The 24,397-nt window shown below is 38.3% G+C and carries 24 protein-coding genes; 14 read left to right on the forward strand and 10 right to left on the reverse strand.

Going from position 1 to position 24,397, the window contains the following annotated elements; genetic code table 11:
• Nucleotides 1-110: 110 nt before the first annotated feature.
• Together DSM106972_RS14845 and mnmG are read right to left on the reverse strand one after the other, a co-directional pair.
• Complete coding sequence (locus DSM106972_RS14845) at nt 111-1,442, reverse strand: hypothetical protein (protein ID WP_127081432.1); 1,332 nt, start codon at nt 1,440-1,442, stop codon at nt 111-113.
• 302 nt (nt 1,443-1,744) lie between these two features.
• Entirely contained in the window at nt 1,745-3,667 is a 1,923-nt protein-coding gene (gene mnmG / locus DSM106972_RS14850; protein ID WP_127081433.1) for a tRNA uridine-5-carboxymethylaminomethyl(34) synthesis enzyme MnmG, read from the reverse strand.
• A 223-nt stretch (nt 3,668-3,890) separates the two neighbouring features.
• On the opposite strand from mnmG, the gene DSM106972_RS14855 reads away from it, so the two are divergent.
• The 4 genes from DSM106972_RS14855 (at nt 3,891) to DSM106972_RS14870 (ending at nt 7,426) form a co-directional block, all read left to right on the forward strand.
• The gene (locus tag DSM106972_RS14855) at nt 3,891-5,063 is read left to right on the forward strand and encodes an AAA family ATPase (RefSeq protein WP_127081434.1); all 1,173 of its coding nucleotides are present in this window, start codon (nt 3,891-3,893) and stop codon (nt 5,061-5,063) included.
• Nucleotides 5,063-5,752 carry a hypothetical protein gene (locus tag DSM106972_RS14860; protein WP_127081435.1) on the forward strand — a complete coding sequence of 230 codons (690 nt, stop codon included), beginning with the start codon at nt 5,063-5,065 and terminating at the stop codon, nt 5,750-5,752. The genes DSM106972_RS14855 and DSM106972_RS14860 overlap by 1 nt, the downstream gene beginning before the upstream one ends.
• A gap of 13 nt (nt 5,753-5,765) precedes the next feature.
• On the forward strand, nt 5,766-6,635 hold the full coding sequence (locus DSM106972_RS14865; RefSeq protein WP_127081436.1) for a D-alanyl-D-alanine carboxypeptidase family protein: 870 nt from the start codon (nt 5,766-5,768) through the stop codon (nt 6,633-6,635).
• Between the two features lie 206 nt (nt 6,636-6,841).
• Nucleotides 6,842-7,426 (forward strand): TIGR04376 family protein, encoded by a 585-nt coding sequence (locus tag DSM106972_RS14870; protein WP_127081437.1) that lies wholly within the window; start codon nt 6,842-6,844, stop codon nt 7,424-7,426.
• Nucleotides 7,427-7,561: 135 nt separating this feature from the next.
• Here the strand turns inward: DSM106972_RS14870 and DSM106972_RS14875 are convergent, their stop codons facing one another.
• From DSM106972_RS14875 to DSM106972_RS14895, 5 genes are all read right to left on the reverse strand, one after another.
• Complete coding sequence (locus DSM106972_RS14875) at nt 7,562-8,248, reverse strand: hypothetical protein (protein WP_127081438.1); 687 nt, start codon at nt 8,246-8,248, stop codon at nt 7,562-7,564.
• 142 nt (nt 8,249-8,390) lie between these two features.
• Nucleotides 8,391-8,669, reverse strand: coding sequence for a hypothetical protein (locus DSM106972_RS14880; RefSeq protein WP_127081439.1), 279 nt, complete (start codon nt 8,667-8,669; stop codon nt 8,391-8,393).
• A 109-nt stretch (nt 8,670-8,778) separates the two neighbouring features.
• Entirely contained in the window at nt 8,779-9,393 is a 615-nt protein-coding gene (locus DSM106972_RS14885; protein WP_127081440.1) for a hypothetical protein, read from the reverse strand.
• A 35-nt stretch (nt 9,394-9,428) separates the two neighbouring features.
• Nucleotides 9,429-10,601: a hypothetical protein gene (locus DSM106972_RS14890; protein ID WP_233787238.1), complete on the reverse strand. Its 1,173-nt coding sequence runs from the start codon at nt 10,599-10,601 to the stop codon at nt 9,429-9,431.
• Between the two features lie 266 nt (nt 10,602-10,867).
• On the reverse strand, nt 10,868-13,468 hold the full coding sequence (locus tag DSM106972_RS14895; RefSeq protein ID WP_127081441.1) for a DUF3536 domain-containing protein: 2,601 nt from the start codon (nt 13,466-13,468) through the stop codon (nt 10,868-10,870).
• 509 nt (nt 13,469-13,977) lie between these two features.
• On the opposite strand from DSM106972_RS14895, the gene DSM106972_RS51380 reads away from it, so the two are divergent.
• From DSM106972_RS51380 to DSM106972_RS14915, 6 genes are all read left to right on the forward strand, one after another.
• Nucleotides 13,978-14,145, forward strand: coding sequence for a hypothetical protein (locus tag DSM106972_RS51380; RefSeq protein WP_158632825.1), 168 nt, complete (start codon nt 13,978-13,980; stop codon nt 14,143-14,145).
• Nucleotides 14,129-15,229, forward strand: coding sequence for a calcium/proton exchanger (cax, locus tag DSM106972_RS14900; RefSeq protein WP_127081442.1), 1,101 nt, complete (start codon nt 14,129-14,131; stop codon nt 15,227-15,229). The genes DSM106972_RS51380 and cax overlap by 17 nt, the downstream gene beginning before the upstream one ends.
• A gap of 184 nt (nt 15,230-15,413) precedes the next feature.
• Nucleotides 15,414-17,171 (forward strand): S8 family peptidase, encoded by a 1,758-nt coding sequence (locus DSM106972_RS14905; RefSeq protein ID WP_127081443.1) that lies wholly within the window; start codon nt 15,414-15,416, stop codon nt 17,169-17,171.
• Nucleotides 17,172-17,287: 116 nt separating this feature from the next.
• Nucleotides 17,288-17,410 carry a hypothetical protein gene (locus DSM106972_RS54900; RefSeq protein ID WP_267901113.1) on the forward strand — a complete coding sequence of 41 codons (123 nt, stop codon included), beginning with the start codon at nt 17,288-17,290 and terminating at the stop codon, nt 17,408-17,410.
• A gap of 55 nt (nt 17,411-17,465) precedes the next feature.
• Nucleotides 17,466-17,819, forward strand: a complete 354-nt coding sequence (locus tag DSM106972_RS14910; protein WP_127081444.1) for a hypothetical protein — start codon at nt 17,466-17,468, stop codon at nt 17,817-17,819.
• A gap of 59 nt (nt 17,820-17,878) precedes the next feature.
• Complete coding sequence (locus tag DSM106972_RS14915) at nt 17,879-18,271, forward strand: hypothetical protein (RefSeq protein ID WP_127081445.1); 393 nt, start codon at nt 17,879-17,881, stop codon at nt 18,269-18,271.
• 168 nt (nt 18,272-18,439) lie between these two features.
• Here the strand turns inward: DSM106972_RS14915 and DSM106972_RS14920 are convergent, their stop codons facing one another.
• Both DSM106972_RS14920 and DSM106972_RS14925 read right to left on the reverse strand, forming a co-directional pair.
• Nucleotides 18,440-19,717 carry an RNA-guided endonuclease InsQ/TnpB family protein gene (locus DSM106972_RS14920; RefSeq protein WP_127081446.1) on the reverse strand — a complete coding sequence of 426 codons (1,278 nt, stop codon included), beginning with the start codon at nt 19,715-19,717 and terminating at the stop codon, nt 18,440-18,442.
• Nucleotides 19,718-20,036: 319 nt separating this feature from the next.
• On the reverse strand, nt 20,037-20,255 hold the full coding sequence (locus tag DSM106972_RS14925) for a hypothetical protein (protein ID WP_127081447.1): 219 nt from the start codon (nt 20,253-20,255) through the stop codon (nt 20,037-20,039).
• On the opposite strand from DSM106972_RS14925, the gene DSM106972_RS14930 reads away from it, so the two are divergent.
• The 3 genes from DSM106972_RS14930 (at nt 20,243) to DSM106972_RS14940 (ending at nt 21,866) form a co-directional block, all read left to right on the forward strand.
• Nucleotides 20,243-20,749 carry a DNA recombination-mediator protein A gene (locus DSM106972_RS14930; RefSeq protein ID WP_073617728.1) on the forward strand — a complete coding sequence of 169 codons (507 nt, stop codon included), beginning with the start codon at nt 20,243-20,245 and terminating at the stop codon, nt 20,747-20,749. The two genes, DSM106972_RS14925 and DSM106972_RS14930, sit on opposite strands and share 13 nt — an antisense overlap.
• Nucleotides 20,750-20,886: 137 nt before the next feature.
• Nucleotides 20,887-21,285, forward strand: coding sequence for an MAPEG family protein (locus DSM106972_RS14935; protein ID WP_127081448.1), 399 nt, complete (start codon nt 20,887-20,889; stop codon nt 21,283-21,285).
• An 89-nt stretch (nt 21,286-21,374) separates the two neighbouring features.
• Entirely contained in the window at nt 21,375-21,866 is a 492-nt protein-coding gene (locus tag DSM106972_RS14940) for a YajQ family cyclic di-GMP-binding protein (RefSeq protein ID WP_127081449.1), read from the forward strand.
• Nucleotides 21,867-21,868: 2 nt separating this feature from the next.
• On the opposite strand, the gene lptC is transcribed toward DSM106972_RS14940, so the two are convergent.
• A complete protein-coding gene (gene lptC, locus DSM106972_RS14945; RefSeq protein ID WP_127081450.1) occupies nt 21,869-22,438 on the reverse strand; it encodes an LPS export ABC transporter periplasmic protein LptC in 570 nt (189 codons plus the stop codon).
• A gap of 749 nt (nt 22,439-23,187) precedes the next feature.
• On the opposite strand from lptC, the gene DSM106972_RS14950 reads away from it, so the two are divergent.
• Entirely contained in the window at nt 23,188-24,387 is a 1,200-nt protein-coding gene (locus DSM106972_RS14950; protein WP_127081451.1) for a response regulator, read from the forward strand.
• The last annotated feature ends 10 nt before the right edge of the window (nt 24,388-24,397 follow it).

Genomic DNA, 24,397 nt, shown 5'->3' on the forward strand with positions numbered 1-24,397 from the left:
CTTATTAAGGGGGGGAGAATAACATAGATTCTTAGCCCCCCGAATTCACGGGGGGTTGGGGGGATAAATTATATTAAATTGCATTACAATTCTCAAATAAACCAAACTAATTAAAAGTTTTGCCCAGCATAAATCGAGCGAACTTCACCATTGCGACGAATCACAGCTTCACCGTTAGTGACTTCAACTAAAGTCCATCCACTGGCGCCAATAGCTTCGCCAATTTCGATACGGCGAGTAACGCCATTGACTTTAAATAAAGCAGCAGATTTATCACCGAGTTCGAGTAATCCCTCAAGTGTGTGAGAAATAGGATTAGTAGGAGCAACAGCAACTTCTAATGGTTGTGGTTGTGCTGGTCTAACTGTTTCTGTATTGGTTTGTGCTTTTGGTTTTGCGGTTGGGAGTTGCGGTGGAATTGCACGGAATGCTGAAAGATTTACACTCGGTGCTTTTGGTGGATTGATATTAATTGGTGTACGCGCGATGGTTAGCGGTTTGAGTGCAGGACGTACCGCAGCAAACACATTCAAAGGTTTGGTGGCGTTATTAAGTTTTTTACCAACATTATTTAGTGCGGTTTTTACTGATGGAGTTTGAGGTAATGCACGTGCTTGTGACTGTGGTTGTGTTGGTACTGGTGGTAAAGTACCGCGAACACCGGGAATTTGTGGTGGTGCATAACGCATTGGTAAAGGCGCCTGATATACAGGAATATAGATACGTTCAACTACAGTTGTAGAACGACCATTAGTAGGAGCAGTATTATTTGCCGCCATTGGAGGAGGCAGTTGTCCTGCGGGAGTCCCAGCCATTGCAATTGGTTGAGGATTTGCAACAGCCATATATGCAGATTTTGCTTCCCTGTTTGAAAGTTTGATATCTTGCCGATCTATTGCAGCTAAGGCGCCGAGCATGTAATTTACTAAATCAGTTTGCACGTCCGCGACTTGATCGACTTCTGTTATTGCCGTTTCATTTGGCGCCATTAACGACTGTTGGAACGAACGCGACACTAAACGATTTAACAAACCAGAATTATTAATACAAACCATCGCCACAGCTGCTACACCAACAGTTGCAGCTAAGGAAAATACTTTAGTCAACCAGCGTCGAGGTTTGCGATGTTTAATAGCAGTTTTAGGAACAGCATTTTGAGTGGTCTTTCGAGTGCGAACTTTACTTAACTGCTGATTACTAACAGTCACCTGCTCAGTTCGCTTAATTACGACAGGCGGCACCTTGATTGTTTGCAGACGAACATATTCTGGTTCGATGGTATGTACAGGAATACCGCTTTTTCCATCAAGAATATGGTCAATATCAGCAAAAAGTTCATCCATCAAACCATCAGCATAATTGTCGATAGACCAGGGTTCGCTAACGATTAAATCTTCAGATGGTTCTTCTAGAAGAATATGGGTACTGGCTTCGGTAGACATAACGACTTTCAGTTATAGAATTTTAGGGCGGTTAGGATTATGACCCTCACCGCATTTAATGGGTACTTTTAAGCAATGGGAGTGGGTCGGGCGGCCAATGCTCGTGAGCGAATTTACTAGGTGAAAATTGAATTTGTAACTAATTCAACAACTTCTATTTCTTTCTCAGAAAAAATACTGAGGAAAGAGTTTGTTTTCATCCGGGACTAAGTGATAATAACTAGTATAATTATGTGTCATATATCGCATCAGTCCCTTAGATGTATACCCTACTACTATACTCGCGCTTCATAATGCTTTTTTTAAGCTAATGCTTGAAATTCTTTCTCTGACTGGTTTTGACGAATTTCTAAAAAGATTAGTAAAGCATTTACATCGGCTGGGTTGACTCCACCGATACGCGCGGCTTGACCGATAGTAAGGGGTTTCACCTTAGATAACTTTTCTCTTGCCTCCTTTGATAAAGTTTCAATCGATGTATAATCTAATTCAGCAGGTAGCTGTTTATTTGCTTGACGAGCAATTTGTTCAATTTGACTTTGCTGACGTGCTAAATACCCTGAGTATTTAATATCTATTTCGGCGCCCTCAGTTTCCGCGCGGTCGAGTTCAATATTACCAAGTTGGTACTTATTCAAATCTAGATAATGAAAACCAGGGCGCCGGATTAAATCAGCAAGAGTAATAGAACCTTTAATAGCTTGCCCGGTAGCATTTGCAATTTGTTTACCTACTTCGTCATGCTCTTTGACTCTAGTTGCATACAGGCGTTCTTTTTCAGCAGTAATATTCGCTTGCTTACGGGTGTACATTTCCCAGCGACGGTCATCAATTAAACCAATTTCTCGTCCCAAAGGTGTTAAACGCTGGTCGGCATTATCTGAACGTAGAACAAGTCGATACTCTGAGCGACTAGTTAACATTCGGTAGGGTTCGCGTAAATCTTTAGTACACAAATCATCAACCAAGGTACCTAAGTAACTTTGTTCACGAGGAAATACAATCATTGATTGACCACGTACAAATCGAGCGGCATTAACTCCCGCCACAATTCCTTGGGCAGCAGCTTCTTCGTAACCAGTTGTACCATTTACTTGTCCCGCACAAAACAAACCTTCAACTTTCTTAGTCATCAATGTCGGAAAACACTGGGTTGCGGGCAAATAATCATACTCTACCGCATAAGCGGGACGCAGCATTACACATTGTTCGAGTCCCGGCAAAGTTCGCAGCATTTGTAGCTGTAGATTTTCGGGTAGTCCAGTTGAAAAACCTTGAATATAAAGTTCTGGAATATCGCGTCCTTCGGGTTCAATAAAGATTTGATGACTGTCTTTATCAGCAAATCGCACAATTTTATCTTCGATAGAAGGACAATAACGCGGCCCCTTTGCTTCTACCCAACCACCGTACACAGGTGACAAATGTAAATTTTCATTAATTAATTTATGTGTTTCCTTGGTAGTGCGCGTCATATGGCAAGGAAGTTGTTCGCGCTCAACCCATACTTCTGGGTCAAAACTAAACCAGCGCACATCAGTATCACCTGGTTGCAAAATCATTTTGCTGTAATCTACCGACCGCTTATCAACACGTGCAGGTGTACCAGTTTTGAGGCGCCCAGTTTCAAAGCCAAGTCTATTAAGGGTTTCTGTTAAACCTTCCGCAGCAAATTCTCCCGCACGTCCAGCGGGCATTGACTTATTACCAACCCAAATTTTGCCACCCAAAAAAGTGCCAGTTGTGAGAATTACCGCTTTACATTCAAAAGCGACACCAAAATAAGTTTGAACACCAATAACTTCATCATTTTTACCCAGCACCAAATCTGTCACCATACTTTCGCGAACCATCAAATTCTCTTGGTTCTCGACAATAGTTTTCATAATTGCCGCATACTCGCGCTTATCAGTTTGCGCGCGTAAAGCCCAAACCGCAGGGCCACGCGAAGAATTAAGAATACGTTTTTGTAAATAAGTACGGTCAGCCATCTTGCCAATTTCCCCACCAAGTGCATCAACTTCGTGCGTCAATTGAGATTTTGCAGGGCCACCAACTGCTGGGTTACAAGGTTGCCAACCAATTTTATCTAAATTCAGTGTCAACAGCAGAGTGCGACATCCAAGACGTGCTGTCGCAAGTGCAGCTTCACAACCGGAGTGACCTGCACCAACGACGACCACATCGAAAGCGTCTTGGAATTCTACTTTTTCGTGCATGGTCATAAACTTTCAGTAAGCATGATTAGATACTGTTAATTTTAACCGAAATAAACCATATTTTGTAATTCAGATTGCCTTTAGGGTAGGTTAAATTAATTACAATGCCTGTAACTAGATAGAACTATTTTATCAATCGCCGCTTAAAATCAAGATTTACTCATGAATAAGCTAAAATTTATCTAAACTTTACAATCAAAGTATTAAATAAAACCATCCAAACACATAAATGAAAATCCTTCAATTAACCTACTACGACAAAAAAATAAACTGGCGCCTATCCCCAATGCACTTTTCCAACCTCAATCTTCTAGTTGGCATATCTGGAGTTGGTAAAACACAAATACTCAAATCAATAATGAACCTGCGCTCAATAGCCAGAGGTCATTCATTAAATGGTGTTACCTGGGATGTAAATTTCTCTATTAACAATAATATTTATCAATGGAAGGGAGAATTTGAGTATGAACATAGTAATACGTTGGTAGCAGTAATCACTAATGAAGAAGAGTTAGAAAGCAGAAAATTTATAATTTCTAACGAGTATTTGTCTGTAAATAGTGAAGTAATAATAGAAAGAAATACTACCGAAATTCAATTTAAAGGAAATAAGCTTCCGAAATTATCTCGATTTACCAGCGCGATTAATATATTAAGTGAAGAGGAAGATATTTACCCTGTAAAAGAAGGGTTTAATCAGCTTGTGTACAGTGACCAGTTTAAGTCTGATTATCATTCATTGAATATAATGCTTCACTCAGTAAATAAAACGATTGACCCTAACAGTTTTGCTGTTGTCGCTAGTCACTATTATAGTCTAGAAAAAATTAAAGAAAGTGGCTTACCAATTCAAATAAAGTTAGCATTAGCTTATAGATATGAACGCGATATTTTCAAACAAATCAAAAATCAATTTATTAACATTTTTGAACAAGTAGAAGATGTTAAGTTAGAGTTTGAAACAGATGATAATCTTTCTATTTCTACAACTATTTCACAATATCCTTTCGTCCAAATAAAAGAAAAATATGTAGATAAATGGATTAAGCAAAATCAAATATCAGCAGGTATGTTTAAAACACTAATGCACATTAGTGAACTTTATTTATCTGCGAATAATACAGTAATTTTAATTGATGAATTTGAAAATAGCTTAGGAGTAAACTGCATTGATGTTTTAAGCGATTTATTAATAACTGACACACAATTACAGTTTATACTTACAAGTCATCATCCCTACGTTATTAATAAAATAAGCATGGAATATTGGAAGATTGTTACTCGTAAAGGAGGTGTTGTTACTGTTAAAGATATGAAAGAGTTTAATCTCCCTAAGTCTAGACACCAAGCATTTATGCAACTTATTAACCTTGATGCTTATAGAGAAGGAATAGCTGTGTAATGAATATCTATTTTCTTGTAGAGGGGAAAAAAACTGAAAGAAAAGTTTATCCAGCATGGTTAGCTCATCTTGTACCAGAACTACAACGAGTTAGTAACTATAACGAAGTTGATAGAAACAACTACTATTTATTTAGCGCAGAAGGTTATCCGTCAATAATATACGAACATCTACCAAATTCCATCGCTGATGTTATGGAAAATGGGAAGTATGATTATTTTGTAGTTTGTTTAGACGCAGAAGAAAATGCAGTAGATGCAATTAAACAAGAAATATATGAATTGATTAGAGTTGAGAAAATTAATCTTGGATTAATTCAGTTTGTTATTATTGTTCAAAATCGTTGTATAGAAACTTGGTTTTTAGGTAATAAAAGGATATATTCAAGACAACCTCAATCACAACCTCTTTTAAATTATACAAAATATTACAATGTTGCAGAAAATTGTCCTGAGTTAATGGGTAAATATAAAAATTTTAATACTCATGCTCAATTTCACGAAGAATATTTAAAAGAGCTATTTAGGGCAAAAAATATTAATTATTCCAAAAAGAATCCCGGTGATGTAATAAAACTTTATTATTTAGAGCAATTATTATATCGAATCCATGACAATCAATATCATCTGCTAACATTTCAAGATTTTGTAAACTTTTGCCATCTCATTAAATCTAAGTTAATTACTTAACTAACTGATTAATATGTTAAATAGATTTCTCAAAAAAGGTATTTATATTTGTTTGGTGATATTCACTAGCTTAACTTTAGTCGCTAGTAATGGTAATGTAAATCATGTTACAGGCGCCAACGACCTAAAAACCAACGAAGATTGTTTAATTGAGCGTGCCTTAAAAAAGCCAACTTCCAACCGTCCATGTATCACAAACCCCATACCATCAATTACTCCAATACCCACTCCTAACTTAGCATTACCACAAAAAGAGCGTTTTTTAGCTTTTATTACAACTCAACTACCATTAATACCCAATCCTAATACGTTTGAATATATTATGTTGCGTCAATATGGGGCGCCTTTTGTTAATTTAAATTCAGCTATAAAACTACCACCAAAAGTATTTTTCCCTAATCCTGAAGAAACAAGAACTTATCAAGCAAGCTTAGTAATGAGCAAAGTCAACAGTGGAAATAACTGCTTATTACAAAAAGCTGCTGCTGATGCATTCAATATCGCTGACAAACAAATCAATATTCCCTTAAAATCTGGATATGGTGCTGGTGACTGTACACGGACATACGAAACAAATCTGAGATTTTGGAAAAAATACGCCAACAATAATACTTTAGAACGAGTTAAGCAAGGTCGAGAAACAGCTATATTAAATGTAGTGGCGCCACCTGGAACATCACAGCACTTATGGGGTTTAGCAATAGATTTAAGAGTTTCCTATTCAGCACAAAGAAAAGCTTTAAACCAAAATGGCTGGTTCCAAACTGTAGAAACAGATTTACCTCACTGGACTTATTTAGGTGTACCAGAAGAAAAATTACCAGATTTTGGCTTCAACAAAAAAATCGTCAGAGGAATTACTTACTGGTTAACACCACTATAACTCTAAGAAACCGGGTTTCTACCCATTCATTGTCGCAGACAAATCATCGTTTTTATTAAAGATATAGTTAAAGAAACCCGGTTTCTAATTTGTATGGTACAAACTTGGGAACAATAAATATATGACTCAAGTGCGATGACCCAATGAACGTATAGGGGCGATAATTATTACAATGAATGTGACATCTCAACCCTGGAGTTCTAACAGTGGGCTTATTCGATGATTTGAGTCGGTTTCTGGAAAGCCGTTTAGAAGAGTTCTTAAAAAACAACCCCCATTTGGAGCTAGAAGCACTGTTAGACCAGTTGCGTCAACAAGAGGGAGATACATTAAAACTAATAGCGGACTTGCAATTGCAAGAAAAACGCTCTCAAGATGAAATTCTTGCCACAGCAACCGAAATTCAAAAATGGCATGAGCGAGTTCAAAAAGCCAAAGCTGCCAACCGTGAAGACCTAGCATCCGCAGCACAAGAACGAGAAGCAGCGCTACTGCGTCAAGGAAACCAGCAGTGGGCGAAAATGCAAGGTATAAAAGACCGCATCAAACAATCTAAAGAACTTTATCAAAAAATTCAAGTTCGGCGTCAAGAAGTCCAAACCAAAGCAACCCAAGCACAAGCAACACGCGCACAAGCTCAAAAACAAACAAAAACCCAGCAGCGCATGGAAAGTGACGGTTGGTGGAAATCAACTAATAGCTCAAGTAGCTTCGACGACCTAGAAGAACAATTTCTTCGCTTAGAAACCGACGACGAACTGCAAAGAATGAAACGACAAATGGGTAAATAATAGTTAAGAGTGTAGAGACGCGACATGTCGCGTCTGTTATTGAGTTAACAAGGCATTATTGGCGCCTTCATCAGATTTGTGTCGCTAATTTTCCTAGAGGATATATTCCGATTCAATTTATCCTCTAGGAATTCATTACATTTTTTCGCTTCTTTCTGCCAAAAAACCAAGAACCATCAAACTCACATCACCACGTTCACTTGGCAACATCGCCAAAACCTTATCAAAGCTTTGCCGCATTTCGGCAAAACTAGATTGACCCTGACTAGTACCCGAATACTCAGCAAGTGCCGCACGGTTTTTAGGAGTAGCTGGGTCAAGTTGACGCAATTTGACACGTAACTGCGATATTTTATTTTGAACTTGTGTATTATTAACTCTCCTAGCTGGTTTAGATTGATGTAAACGAATCAATTTTGTTACCAACTCCTCATTAGATACAGCATCGCGTCGAGCCATATGGGTATACATAGTACCCCCGCCAGCATAAGCTTGTTGTAAATAAGCAGAAGCAATACCATATTGCCTACTATGTTGACGATAAGCTTTGATGCGCTGACCAATATTACCAGGCAGTTTAGCAATTGCTACATCATTTCGCTGCTTCATGCATTCAGCATACACTTCCGAACTTATATCCTCTGACACCTCGCTCCAACCACCTTTCTTCTCAGCATAGAATTTTGTCCAAGATTGATATTTCATTCCTAAAATCTTGTTACAACTCAATCCCAGCTTCTCTTCATCTAAATTATCTTGAGCATTAACACTCTGGCCCAGTAACACCAGTGCAGTTAAACTTGCTATTAATATCTTTTTCATTTTTTCCCTAAAAGCTTTGTAAGTCTTATTACTTAGCTTTTATAGCATCACTTGTAATATAATAAACAGTAAAATAAGTACCAAAACATGTAAATTTACAACGGATGCATTATCTGTTACATCCGTTGTATCCGTTGCGTTCTTATTCATCCGAAGCAGGCAAACTATGCTCAACAGGTTGCGGCGCCTCAAAAACAACCGCTTGACTACTTTGTTCAACTGCTTGAGTGGGTATAATATCGCGGATTACGTTTGGAGTCGAGTTAAAATAAGAACCCATTAGTTTATTGTAATTGGAAGCAACCGCAAGAAAGGCGCCACCGAGTATATATATAGGTAAAGGCAAAGTAAAATCTTTTGCCCAGTCAAATAATTCGGCTAAAGCGAACAGTAGAAAGAAACAAGCAAACCAAACTGCCATATATATACCCCAAAGCTGCGAATCATTATATATAATAATTCAACTTCAGCAATAGTGTATTAGTACCATTAAACTAAAAGTGGTAGATGCAATGGTTCCTTACGTACTTTTACTTTTGCAATATAGCAGCTCGTAACCGTACTAATTGTGCATACCAGTCTTTGAAATATGGATGCTCCTGAATTTTGGCAAATGCTTCAGGTGAAAGTGTTTTTACAAAATCGTTATGAACTACGATTGCCCGATTTAGTTTTTTAACATCAATGTAATTGCAGGTTGATACTGACTGAGACTGACAATCTGGCAGCAATTCTGATAGTGCAGTTTTGAGTTTATCTACTGCATTATCTGAGGCGCCTAATTCGACTAACGCTGTCTTAAATTTAACTTCTGCTACACCCGCTTCTGGTTTCCTAGCAATGAGGTCAATAATCACATTATTTTCGGTTGAAACCTCTTCACCCGTGTTAGCAATTTTACCAAATTCTTGCTTCAAAGCTTCGGTTGTTACGAATGGTGAACCACTATTAAAATTGATGCTAACATTCGGCGCGTCTGGTAAAAAGACTTCTATGCCAGGATTATAGTTCAAAAAGCTAGATGATTCATCACTACTGCCTGTTACATTTGCACTTCCAGCATATGCACTTTTAGGCATTATTAGCAGTGCAGTACAAACAATTAATACAGTACTCAAACTAGTGGAAACACGTTGTCTTTTCATCTTTATTGTTGTTTTGTTTGTAGGATAGGTAAGCTTTAAAACTGAAATGCAGAGCCTGCGACAATTGTCAAGCCAGAACCTTCATTCAAATTATCGGTGACATCTGTGAAAATGGCATTAATTACTAAAGGAAATTTTTTGATTGGTACTACTGAGGCGCCAACGTTTAAGCGGTTGCCAGTCCAACTGCTCACTAAAGAAATTTCGGGTGTGACTTGTAAACCAACACTTCCGAATAAGTTAGGAGTGTTTTCCCCATTTAGAATTGCACCCTTAGAACGGAAGGCGCCACTGCCTACACCAACAGAAACAGTCAAAGGTAGTTGATTCGATATAAGTGGAAACGCTTGGGTAACTACCCCGTAAACTGTCGCATTAGCAGCAACAGTATCTCCCCAGCGAATTGGGTTAGACCATCCAAATGCAGCAGCTGTGCCTCTTCCAAAGTATTTATGTAATTTAAAGCCTATTGTGCCACTGTCGCCAAAGTCAAAATCATTAAAATTACCACCACCAACGCTGGTGATATTAAAGTTAAACTCAACACCTAATGAGTTAATGGCATCACCTTCACCAAAACCAAATGATAGCGAACCATCAACTCTATCGCGGTCTCCATCAAACGGAAATCTCACCCCACCACCAATATAAGCTTGTTTGGAACTGGCGCCGTAACCTGTTGGAGTCCCAGCACTCGAAGCAGGAGCAACCCTGCGACTCGTTCTAGTTTCAATGACAATAGGTTCTATTAGCAGGTCTTCACGCGATTTATTAAGTTCTCCAAAACTATCCCCAACAGTTCCCGAAGAATCTGTTTGAGCTACCTGTTGCTGAGAAAATGGCTTCAGAGCATTTAGTAACTTTGAATAACGTTTCGAGTCTTCTTTGTTAGAAACTTTATTGAAATCTCGATTAAATTCAGATAACGATATAGGTTGCTTAACAATTAGTTCTCTTTGTACGTCAGCATATCTACTGCGTGCATGAGCGCGCAACTTTTCAAGAAGTTGATTTTGCGATGAAGTTACGTCAGTTTTATCAAGAGTTGCTACTTCTGGTTTTTCCTCTACGATAAAACCGTAGCTAGCAGTCGAACTCAGCAAAACAGCTGAAAATAATCCAGGTGCTATTAGTCTACTGATATTACGTATGGAACTTCTATGTTTAAGCGAAACCACGGTTGTATTTATTTTTTTATTCCGATTCATTTAAGGAACTCCTCATACCACTGTAAGTGGCATGTGTCTTTAATTACATGGACATGTACATAGAATTCCCAGAAATCATCCAAAACTAACACAAAACTAATAATAATTTTCTTGACAAATCCGAGATTATATTCATTCATAAAAGGAAAATTAAACAAAAATAGCAGTTGGTACGTAATAGTACAAACTGCTATTTTTGTAAATGTGGGCGGTTCGGGATGCCCACTCCACAAGATTAAGATGCCCACTCCACAAGAATTAAGTTTTTAAGGTAACTTGTTTAGCCAAGGACTTACACAAACGTTCAACTTTTCGCCTAGTTTAAGTATTTGTCGATATTGAGCTGTATCTTGATGGTTTGCTATGCTTGCTTTTACTTTTGGTAGTACATGGGTTTGCAGATAGTGGAAATAAAGTTCCTGCGCTTTGTCTAGAGATATACCGATATTAAGTTGATGTGCAGCGCAAACTAAACGCTCGAACTGTTGAATATCTGTTTCTAAGTTGCCGTAGACATCATGTAATAGCTGCCAAAGGTTTCTGAGAATAACTTGTTCTAGCAAAACTTTCCCTTCTGGGATATTTAGTCTACACCGTAGGTGTTTTGCTTCGGTGACTGCTGCTTCTAGCTCTACGAGATGGTTTGTAATATTCGCGCGTTCTAAAATATCTTGTTCTAATGCGCGTAATATTGTCATGCAGCGATGTCCTAAAGCAATATCTGCCGCTACTTGCAATTCTTGCGGCGCCGGCAAACCATCGCGATGGAATGCCATTAAAATTCCGTAATTATCCCGATACGTTTGTGTGTAAAGTTGGTCTAGTCGGCTTAATGTTTCTTGGCTCAATAACCGCATAATTCGGTGCCGTTCTTCAGCAAAAAGATTTTGTAAATTATATGCACCATCGCCGAATAACTGCGTCATTACCAAAATGGTATTTGCGGCTGAGGCAGATTGTAGACCATTAAACAACTTTTCTTTCAAGTTGCTGTGAGTGCGTCTTCCCTCAAATGGTTGAATGCAGCAGTGAAAATCCCATCCACCCAGATGCAAAACGGCAAACTCCAAATGCTCGCTTTCCCAGGTAATTTCTGATACTAGATTCAAATGTCCAACCGCCAAAGTCATGGCGCCCATACGTTGCAACTCTAAGTCTTGTTCGGAGACTGTATAGCAATATATGTGTTTTTGGTAATTGGAGTTTTGATACTGTGACTGCTTGTTAAACAGTGAGCTAATAGCGTATTGGGCAGCAACTTGTCTAAAGTTAACTTGTGCTGTAATTACAAGCTGTCGATAAACTTCGGCGCCATGTCCAAATAATTCTATATTGCTAGGCGCCCCATTTAAACGCTTGACAAATTTATGTTCAAGTTGTACTCCAGCGACATCACCAGCAAGTTCTAACGCACGAGCAGCATAGCGAAGAATTTGTGTACCTTCAGGACGCGAAAGTTCTTCAAAGAACCAACCACAACTTGTAAACATCAATAACGAATGACGCTGCATTTCCAATAAACGCAGTGCATCAACTTGTTCCTCTTTTGTCAACTTGTGGTTTTGGTGACGGGACAAAAAACGATTAATATTTTCTTGACTACGGTCGCTAATAACTGCAACGTACTCATCACGTGCTAACCAAGGGTCGGTAAATAATTTTCGACCGTAATCTTCGTAAACTTTTATTAACTCATCGCGTAACCAATTTAAAGCATCGCGTAATGGGCGCCGCCATTTTAAATGCCATCCAGGGGCGCCACCACAACCACAATCTTCTTGCCACCTATCAACACCGTGAGCGCAACTCCAAGCGGTAATAGGTTTTAACTCAACTTCCATCGTTGGCTGACTTAAACTTAGGTAATGAGCAAAGTTTGTCACCGTCCAACCACGGTGAGGAAATTCCCCAATAAAAGCAAACGCGAGTGTCTTCTCAGTTCCACCTTTGTGATGTCCAAAGGTTTCACCATCAGTTGCCACCGAAATTAATTGTGAAGAACGATGATCCCCGCGTACTGCTGCACCGATGCGTCCAGCAAAATGACTAGAATTATAAACAACATCACTAAATCCCATATCGCGAGAAATCGGGCCATCATAGAAAAAGATATCTATAAAGTCCTGTTTCCTTTCCCCCTTTAAATAACACCGATATGGACGTGTGGGATCAATTTGACTTCCACCTACTTCTTGCCATTCTGTGTTTGGGTTATCGTGAGTTGGAATTAAACGACAGCGTTGTGCTTGTGATGGCGCCAGGACTATAAACTTGATCCCCTCTGCAATCAAAGCTTCTATTGTTGGATAATCTACAGCAGCTTCAGCCAGCCACATTCCTTCGGGATCACGTCCAAATCTGGCTTTGAAGTCTGCTTTACCCCATCGAATCTGCGTATACTTATCACGCTCGTTCGCCAATGGCATGATGATGTGATTATACACCTGTGCTATGGCGTTGCCATGACCATTGAGCCGCACAGAGGATTTTTTGTCAGCTTCTAAAATCCGCTGATAAACTTCAACATCGTGTTTTTCTAACCACGACATCAAAGTGGCGCCGATATTAAAACTTAAATACTCATAATTATTAATGATCCCCACGACTTCGCCCCGGTCGTTAAGCACTCTAGCAAAGGCATTCGGACGATAACACTCGTGATGAATCCGCTCATTCCAGTCATGAAAAGGCGCGGCGCCGCTTTGACGCTCAATCGCATCCAAATAAGGGTTTTCGCGTGGTGGTTGGTAGAAATGCCCGTGTACCGCAACATAAACACCCATAGTAGTAGATAGTGGGTTTACATCAGTCGAATGCGGCATCGAAATTGAGCCAGAGCTAGCTGGCAGTTCAGCAGCAGAAGTCATGCAATATTATTCCAGTATTTTGATAAACTTGCGCTTTTGTACTAGACAGTCGATATAAAATTCTCTACAGTTGCGTTCCCACAGAATCAGTACATGTAACAACTATTCAACCTTAAATCCTTATTGTCCTATAGTAATTCTACTTTTGTGGGTAATCTACATCACCAAGGGGAGTGATTTCTGAAGGCGCCAATATATCCTAGGAATTTGAAAAGCCTTCAACTGAGGATATTTTTCTGTATTTCGCAAGAATTTTAATAGTGTCTTAATTTATTAAACAGCATAGTTAAGATATAATTTTTGCTTTTTATTTAAATTTTTGCTAAAAATGATTATGAATCCGAATTAAAACATAATTAAACTTTACAAAAGAAAACAAAAAGAAAAAACCGTGAAAATTCGGAGCCATGTACGCACATGCAAAAGACTATGCTAGAGACTTAGTTATGAGTTATGAGTGAGTCGTGCTGAGTGCTAAGTTAGGAGTTAAGAGTTAGGAGTTATGAGTTATGAGTTATGAGTTAAAACCGTTATTACAAGTAAATCTGCACCCTCAACTTACCGAAATGACAACCATTGGTTGCCAAAAACTCTGCTTTCCTAGCACTCAGCACGACTCACTCCTCACTCAGCACTCCGAACTATTAAATAAGGTGAAAAATGTCAGTCAAAAATAAAATATTCTTAGTGTTGTTACTATTTATCCCTGTTTCTCTAGCTGCACATTATCTAGAGTGGGGAGAGTTGGCGGTTTTTGTTACAGCCGGCTTGGCCATATTGCCTTTGGCTGCTTGGATGGGTGCAGCTACAGAAGAAATTGCCGTTGTTGTTGGTCCTGTGCTTGGTGGGTTATTAAATGCCACCTTCGGTAATGCTACAGAACTAATTATCGCCCTAGTAGCACTCAATGCTGGTTTAATCGATATAGTTAAAGCTAGCATTACAGGGTCAATCATTGGTAACTTGTTGCTAGTTATGGGTTTAGCGATGTTACTAGGTGGGTTACGCTATAAAGAGCAAAAATTTCAGCCAATTGTTGCGCGTGTAAATGCAGCCTCAATGAACCTAGCTGTAATCGCGATATTATTGCCAACAGCTATGAACTATACATCGCAAGGAATTAGCGAGCAAACACTACAAAATTTCTCATTTGCCGTAGCAATAGTATTGATAGTTGTATATGTATTAACTCTATTATTTTCAATGAAAACTCACTCATATTTATATGAACTGGGTATTGCCGAAGCCGAAACCGAAACCGATGCATTAGAAGCTACGCACGGAAAGCCGAATATGTGGCTTTGGACTGGTGTACTACTAGTTTGTACTTTGTTCGTAGCAATTGAGTCAGAACTTTTAGTTGATTCCTTAGAAGTTGCCACATCACAACTTGGTTTAACTGCATTATTTACTGGGGTAATATTAGTACCTATCATTGGTAACGCTGCTGAACACGCAACAGCCGTTACGGTAGCCATGAAAGATAAAATGGACTTATCGCTATCGGTCGCAGTTGGTTCGAGTATGCAAATTGCTCTTTTCGTGGCGCCTGTACTAGTTATCGCAGGCAAGTTCCTCGGTCAACCAATGGACTTGGATTTTAAACCATTTGAACTAGTAGCCGTAACCGTATCAGTACTCATTGCCAACACAATCAGCTCCGACGGTAGATCAAACTGGTTAGAAGGTACTTTACTACTAGCAGCATACACAGTCCTAGGATTCGCCTTTTTCTTCCACCCAGTACCAGCAATTATCTAGTACTCCACGTCATTAATTCCGATACGTTGTAGCACAGGCATCCTTGCCTGTGTAGTGTATATTTTGGCGCCACTAAACCACGGCGCCTGATTCCCATGAAAATGCCTCTTTTGATAGATTTTGCGTAAACAGTTCGCCCTGTGCGTGTATATATAAAGTACTAACTCGTCAATTCAGAAGCAATATGTACGGACAACCAAGTAACCCTAATAATACTCCTATATTTGAAGGCTTTTTCCTGCAAATGGTCATGGCTGGGCAGCAAGCGAAATGCCAGGAAATTATTACCCAAGCACTTGGTTCAGATTGGGAAGTTAAGCTAATTGGTGATAATGGTACTGAGTTTGAAATTACAAACAGTGATGCAAACACTTTATCCACCAAAGAAGCTTGGGACAAAGCTTATTATTTGCGCTCTCAACCTGGTGTAGTGTACGCAGAACCACTGTTTGCTGTTCCCGTAGCTATGCCAGTACAGCCAACCCAAAATTTTAATCAGGATACAAATCAACCTTCACGGCGCCTTACAGGATTTGAGAACCCAAACCAACAAAATATAAACGATGAAAGTAGCGATGTTGATTGGCCTTTAAAACAACTTCGCGTCTTTGAAACATGGCAACGCTTTTTCCCCGACCCCAATAAATTGCCAGGAGACGGAATTCTTATTGGGCATCCCGACACTGGTTATACACCACATCCAGAAATTATCTCAAATCTACTTCTAAATAAAGCCTTCGACTTTCTCAGACAAGACAAAGACCCAGTAGACGAGCTTGAAACATCTCCAAATGAAATAATCAACAATCCTGGTCATGGTACATCAACCGCTGGCGTTATTATTAGTACTAGAGCTTCACAAGCAAATTACCCAACCGCCAAAGGCGTTACGGGCGTGGCGCCTGGTGCTAAATTAGTTCCTTTACGAGTTTCTTTATCAGTTGTACTAATCAGTATTGTCAATATTTCTTCTTCGATTGAATACGCAGCAGATAACGGTATTCACGTAATTTCAATTAGTTTAGGGACAGCTTTTCCTAGTCAGCGCTTGCGAAGTGCAATAATTTATGCTCAAAAGCGAGGTGTAATTATTGTTGCCGCATCTGGCACCGCAGTTCCCTTTGTAGTTTGGCCTGCTGCTTACGAAGAAGTCATCGCCGTAACAGGTTGTAATGTACGACGCGAAGTATGGTCTGGTGCATCACGTGGTAGACAAGTAGATGTAACGGCGCCAGGTGCCGGTGTTTGGTACGCAAAAACCAACAAGACCGATACCGGATTGGAATATGATATTAACCAAGGTGATGGTACTTCATTTTCAGCACCATTTATTGCGGGTGTAGCAGCATTATGGCTTTCATATCATGGACGCGACCAACTTATTCAGCGATACGGCGCCGAAAAAATACCCTTCATATTTAATCAAATATTGCGCGATAGCTGTGAAAAATTTCCCACATGGAAACCCAATAGATTTGGTGAAGGACTTGTAAATGCCGAAAAAGTACTAGACTCCCCATTACCAGACAATCAAAATCAATCACTCATGGCGCCAGCAATAGCACTACAACAACACTCACCAATAGATAACGGCATAAATACATTCAACCATCTATTCGAGCAACAGCTAGTAAATAACCAGCCAGAAGAAGATTCAGAAGAAACACCCGATAACACAATGCTAAAATTATCTTTAGCTCAATTACTACAAACAACACCAAACCAACTACCCAAACGACTAAAAGAAATAGGCAAAGAACTAGCATTTCACTTCGCCGCAGACCCACAACTTTACAACCAACTCACTCAAACAATACAGGCGCCAAAACCAGGTGTAGCAAGCTTCAAAACACAACAAGACCCATCTAATAACTTAAATAACCTACGCACACGCCTGTTATCACAAGGCACATCCGAAGTCCTAAAAAACAAAATAAATTAAAATCTTAATGCCATAACTACACCTATGTCATGCTGAGGAACGAAGCATCTAATTATTGTCATGCTGAGGAACGAAGCATCTCATTGTCATGCTGAGGAACGAAGCATCTGATTATCATGCCAAGGAACGAAGCATCTAAGACTGTCATGCCAAGGAACGAAGCATCTAAGATTGTCATGCCAAGGAACGTAAACGAAGTTTTCCTGCTGGGTAGTTTTCCTTATATTAATTTGACTTGATTGAATCAACGAATTATTCCGCAAGTACTATTATATTAATTCAAGGAGTTGGCACATGATGTACTCGGATATTGAAACAAAAGATAGGGTAAAAATTTTTCAAAAAATTACAGATTATTTTATTGGGTTAAAAGTGACATTATTTTCTTACAGCCCTAGTTTTCGCGAATTATACCTACTTATTGAAAAAAATAGTAGATATTTTCTGATAAAATTCGCGCATGTTACTTATGTCAAAACTCATAGAGAATGGATTTTTAAAGGTTTGACAATTGAATTTGATTCTAAAGAAGAAATAGGAAGTTGTCGGACTTTATACAAATTTTACGTTCGAGACAACTTTGAAGTAATATGCCCTTTATTTAGTGTAATTGAAATTGTAAATGGTAAAGACGTAGTTAACAGTTAGATATTTCTTATTGAGATTGGTTGCAATATTTATATACATATACATCGATTAATAAGCAAATGGATACACATGAAGTCAAGTTTACCGATAATTACCCATCATTAGCAAATGGTACGGCAAGCTTATTTCGATATGATAGATGGGATAAATTATTACTTTTAGCAGTAAGTGTAAATATAGAGCAACAAAAATTATTTTTAGCTTTTTATAATTGTGATTTTTTAGAGTTTGATAATCATGTAAATGTCAATATAGATCAAATGACAATTTTACAAGATTTAGAAGCTCTAATTATTAAAGAATCATCATCTCATTTTTTATTAAAGTGTAACTCAATTGAATTATGGAACGAAGATAAGTTTAAAGAATATGACAAAAAATTATATATCAAACTAGGTGAGGAAAAGAGATACGGTATAAGAAAGCCTATACTTTCTATTGAAGAAATTTAGCTCAGGATGGATTTATGAAACATATAGATGTAGAGATGTGATTAATCACGTCTCTACAATGCGTGTAAACCGGAGGTTCTGCTACAAGAAACTTATCTAAACCTACCCAAAGTTAGGCGCGCCTAACTACAAAGCAAGCATTAGTGTTCTTTTCCCGCTTCCTACCTATTAACGCGCAGGTTCTTCCAAGGGAGTCGGCTCCTTCTTGTCCACGGGCATATCTTCCGACTTAGCCAGTCGTACATATTCGTCTGGTGCGACCGATAAATTGTATGCGGCGTGCTTATCACGGTCTATTCGCTCGTGATGAAAAGCACAATTTGGATTTATACACCAAAATTCACGGTCGCTTAAGGTTAATTCATTATTTTTCGTGTCACATAATGCACATTGTTTAGATGATGGGTACCATCGGTCAACAATTTCTAATTTACTACCATACCACTCACATTTATAAGTTAGCTGACGGCGAAATTCATAGAAACCTAAATCGCTGATACAGGATGATAGCTTGTGATTAGCAATCATGCCAACAACATTTAAATCTTCAATTCTTAAATGCGCGTATACAAAAGCTAAATCAAAAGTTGTTTTATGTAGGAAACAGGAGCGTTGATTAGCAATATGTCGATGTTGACGGGCTAATTTAGCATAAAAACGTTTGGCACGCTTTGAAGCCTTTACTCCCAAATTACGATTCCCTAATTGTTTATTACGGTTGTGATATTGCAGTTTGCCCAGCTTGGTTTTCGCTTGATTCATGGGCTTGGGAGCCGTAATTTCTACATCTTTGTAATCACCTGTTGAATTTACAACTGTTGCAAAAGTTTTAACACCTAAATCAATACCTGTTGCAGTTGCAACTAAATGTATTATTGGTGGTATTTTTTCCGCATCAATGTTAAAACTAACAAACCATTTATCTGCAACTCTTGTGACAGTAAAGGTTTGAGAAGAACAGATAAAAGGTATTTTTTCTTTTAATCGATAAGTTCCAAGACCTGGTAAAGTAATTTTCTTACCTGGTTGTAAAACTTGACGATTACTAAAAGGCAAAGGTGGCTGACCTTTCTCTAGGTAAGTACCAGAAGTCCTATAAACTGTAAAGCTATCTCCTTTCTTCTTTTCTTTTCTTACTGGTATATTGGCTCTACCTTCTCGACAATTTGTTAAAGCTTTGCCTAAGTCTTGAAACACCGACTGATAGATGGTAGATGGGTAATCATTCATCCAACTATATTCAGGCAGAGTTTTCAAATAATTATTAAAAACTTTCTTAATTTCTTTGAGACGCTTTGCATCACTCGCACTAACACCTTCAAACTGCCAAGACGCTTTTAATAGTTCTAAAGCAAAATTCCAAACAAATCTTTTATAACCTGCACAACCACGCAAATAAGTTTGCTCTTTATTATTTAATTTTAGCTCGAACTTAAGTGCGTACATACAAATTAAAAAGTAGATGTTAGATATAATTCTTCAATATAGTTAGTTTGTTCGTCAAGTATGTTCATATTGAAAATTGTATCTGGCATTGTATCGAAACTGTAACATATCTATAAAAAAGTAATAGTTCAGAAACTTGCTTATATTGGAGAGCTATAGGGAAGTTTAGGTAAGAAATTGGCTACTTGTATAATCTCCCTCAGAGATTTTTACAAATGATTTATGGTTAGATATATTTTAACTTAAATATTTTGGTTAAAGTTTTAAATATACTTATGGTGAGGCGCCGTTCGATTTTCGGGGTTTTGTTGGGTTGCGCTTACGGGTAAACCAACCTACGAATTTGATACGAATGGTACTGTAGGTGATTGTAAAGCAATATAGGGCGCCATTCATTACGTAGGGTAGTAGTTGGGTGAAGCTGCGAATGTTGAGGAATCTTAAGTATTGAGTAAGCGCGCGCGAGTAAAGGCGCTATCTCTGCTAAAATATCTTGGTTGTTTAAGAAGTGCGAAGCATCCGTCTTTGAGCCAGTCAACAGACCTTATTAATAATATCGATACGTTAGCGCAAGAGTTGGCGACTATCCAGCAGACAGGTTCTAAACGAATTGCACTGCTGGGTTCGCGTCACGTCCCCATTACGCATCAGAGTCTGATAGAGATGATGACTTATGCCTTAGTTTTATCAGGCAACCGCATTATCACTTCGGGTGCAACCGGCACCAATTCTGCCGCAATTAAGGGAGCAATGCGTGCTGACCCCAATTTTTTGACGGTAATTTTACCACAAAGTCTAAACCGTCAGCCGATAGAATCGCGCCAACAACTTGAACAGGTAATGCATCTTGTGGAAAATCCAACTAATGATAGTTTGGCCCTGGCAGAAGCTAGCTATCTGTGCAATAAGGAGATAGTCTCCCGTTGCCAGCAGCTTATCTGTTTTGCGTTTCACGATAGCCGCACCTTGTTACAAACATGTAGAGAAGCTGAAGAACAGAGGAAGGTGGTAACTTTATTTTACTTTGATTAACTTTACTGAAAGTCGGCAGTCATTAAGTCAACAGTCAAGAGTTAGTTGTATTAATTCTAGATTATAGACTTTAGACTGAGGGCTTTAGATTCACTTGTCCATGCATCACAAATTACAATTAACATTTACAGTTAGCCGTGTCAGCCATTTTTTTATACTCTATTTTCGCTAGCGTTGTGCTGATTTACGCTCCATTTCTAGTAGTCAGCTATGGTCGTTTTCGCGTAGGCTACGATATGGCTGCTCCTCGCGCAATGTTTGATAAATTACCTCCTTACGCACAACGAGCAACTTGGGCACACCAAAATTCGTTTGAAACGTTTATGGTGTTTTCCGTAGCAGCTTTAATGGCTTATGTAACTGGTGTTAATTCACAGACTTCAGCAGTCGCAGCAATTGCCTTTGTCATCGCGCGATTGCTGTACTCTATTTTCTATATTCTGAATATACCCATTTTGCGCTCCTTAATGTTTGCTGTGGGTGGACTCTGTTCGTTAACTTTGTTTATTCAGAGTCTTATTCAAGTTAAAGGTTAGTAAATTAGAGTTAGGGGCATTCACGTCCCTAGCTCAAATACCTTTACAACTTCAACCCAAGCATACCTATTTCTCACACCAAAACTGTTATGGCTTCAACCTATTCATTTGATATTGTCAGCGATTTTGACCGACAAGAGTTAGTCAATGCTATAGACCAAGTTGTGCGAGATGTTAAAAGTCGCTACGACCTCAAAGACACTAACACCACTGTTGAATTAGGTGACGAAAATATCACTATCAATACCGACAGCGAATTTACTCTCGATACAGTACAAGGTATCCTGCGCGAAAAAGCTGCAAAGCGTAATCTATCACAGAAAATCTTTGAGTTTGGCAAAATTGAATCAGCTTCAGGTAACCGCGTTCGTCACGAAGTAACCCTTAAAAAAGGTATAAGTCAAGAAATTGCAAAGCAAATATCTAAGTTAATTCGTGACGAGTTCAAAAAGGTACAAGCATCAATTCAAGGTGATGCTGTTCGCGTCAGCGCTAAAAATAAAGATGATTTACAAACTGTCATAACTCGACTCAAGCAAGAAGAATACCCAGTTGCCTTACAATTTACTAATTACAGGTAAATTTACTGTTCGGGCATGGCTACTTTATCAGCCGTCATCTTAAACTCGTTGGTTACGAAAAAAGTAGCAGTTTCTGCCTCATACTGTTGTCCTGCTCGCACAATTTTGACTTTACCCGTCAAAACGACTTTTTGCTCCAATTTATAGTATTCTGCTTTCTCAGCAGTCGCAGTAATTTTTTGAGGCTCGTATCTAAACTCCACATCCCCAGACCAAGTAATCACATCATTGACCCTTGGTACTCCTGGCTGTACTAATAAATTTGTTGTGGGCGCCCCAGTTACTGGAGTCGGAATTGTACCATTCGTCGGCGCCCCAGTTACTGGAGTCGGAATTGTACCATTCGTCGGCGCCCCAGTTACTGGCGTTGGAATTGTACCATTAGTCGCCGCCCCAGTTACTGGAGTCGGAATTGTACCATTATTCGGCGACAAATCAGGCGCCTGAGCATAAACACTGTTAATAGTCGCATTAAGTAAAACCGCGTAAATCAAAACTCCTGGCAGCAAAAACGATAAATGCAAACCCCTTGCTTGGGCAAAGTTAGACAATAAGCCATATTTTTCAAACATTTTAGCCAGCTTCTAGTTACAAACTTAAAATATAACTGCAACATCTTGGCATGACATCCAGTTAAATGACCACTCGATTCCCCTAACCCCCAATAACTTTAGGGGAAATTTGCCCCCCTTATTAAGGGGGGTTGGGGGGATTAAGTATCAAATATACATTCCCCAAAGATGAGATATTAAAAACAAAATATACATCAAGTTTGTATTAATAATTATTTTTTAACACGCATATAATATAAATAGATAGTATTTTTAATTACACATAAATTCAACATTTCTTTGATTTTAGCGAATTACAAAGACATGAAAGTCAAAAAAAATACATGTATACAATAACACGAATGCAAAAAAAATACTTCCGCTTAATTACGTATAAACACTGAAAATAATTTATAACCATCTAAAAATAATAACTAAAATGACTTTAGTATTAACACTAGTAGCAGATTTGTAAGCCAAATTGGCATAAAAATTGTGCGTATTTTTTAATTTAAGGTTGTTTCATAGTAAACTCGATTATGGTACATTAAAGAAACAAATCCATTTGCATTCAATTTACAATTATAAAATAATTTATTTGACGAAAGTAATATATATTACCAAGTTTTCACCGTTCCCTATTCGTATTTACAACTAAATAGATACTAAAAAAATAATTTCAGTAAATCATGCAGTCTTCATAACTTGGAGAATGCGTTATTTTGTCGGTATTTATTTGTCCACCCTCTAAATTCTTCACATTCATTGCCATGAGTAAATCTACTTTAGATCAAGAATCAATGAATACAGTTAATCTTGGTAGGCAGAAATTTTTTCAACCTCTTGAACATTTATCGTTCTTACAAAAAATTTCGCAAGATTATGTCAGTGGGAAGTTACAGGTCTTTAGTATTTCACAACAGTGGTCAATATATTTTGAGGAAGGCAAATTAATTTATGCTTGTCAGTTGAATGAAATGTGGAATCTTTTCTACAAAAAATTACAGCAGGTAAGTCCTGATATGAATTTAAACAATCAGGTATGTAATCAACTAAAAGCGATTTTTGATAGTCATCATGATGATGGTGGTTGTTCGAGCTATTTAGCAATATGTTGGTTACTTGACCAGCAATATATAGATGCATCCCAAGTTAAGCAATTAATCGAAGAGTTAGCACTCGAAGTTATGGATTCATTCCTTAAACTCCGAGATGGTATATATGAATTTTTGCCCAATAGTTTTTTAGACGATTTACCCAAGTTTACTCATATTGATATTTCTACTATTGCCCGACTTTGCCAGCAACGTGCGCGAAAAATTGGTAATTTCATTCACCCAGTGTATCGCACCAGCAATTATTTGTTCTCAGATTTAAGTGAGCAAGAACTCAATAGTTTCGACCAACCTCAATTACCTCAACAATCTTCTCGTAAAGAAATTAATCAGTACACCGAAACTACAAAAGCGCCATCCTTACCAGTTAATAACTACATCGACGCACAAGTCAAGGCGCCTGCCCAAAATACTGATAATACAGCTACACATCGAGATGTACCTTTGAATGAAATTAAGTCGGACGAAACACATAAGATTTATAAAGTCATGTGCATTGATGACAGTCCAACAATAATAAAAGCAATGCAAGGCTTTTTAGACAAAGAATTATTTCAAGTTGTAGGTGTCACAGACTCACTCAAGGCATTAATGCAAATCCTTCGTGCCAAACCTGACATTATTTTACTCGATATCTCAATGCCAAATTTAGACGGTTATGAACTTTGTTCGTTACTACGTAAACATCCAGAATTTCGCCATACACCCATAGTCATGGTGACAGGTAGAACAGGATTCCTCGACAAAGCACGTGCTAAATTAGTTAAATCATCAGGATATTTAACCAAACCTTTCACTCAAGCAGAATTAATTAAAACAGTATTTCAACAAGTCAGTTGTTTAACTTCGTTTTAACCTTCATAAT

The organism is Dulcicalothrix desertica PCC 7102, from assembly GCF_003991905.1.
In the GTDB taxonomy this organism is placed as follows: domain Bacteria; phylum Cyanobacteriota; class Cyanobacteriia; order Cyanobacteriales; family Nostocaceae; genus Dulcicalothrix; species Dulcicalothrix desertica.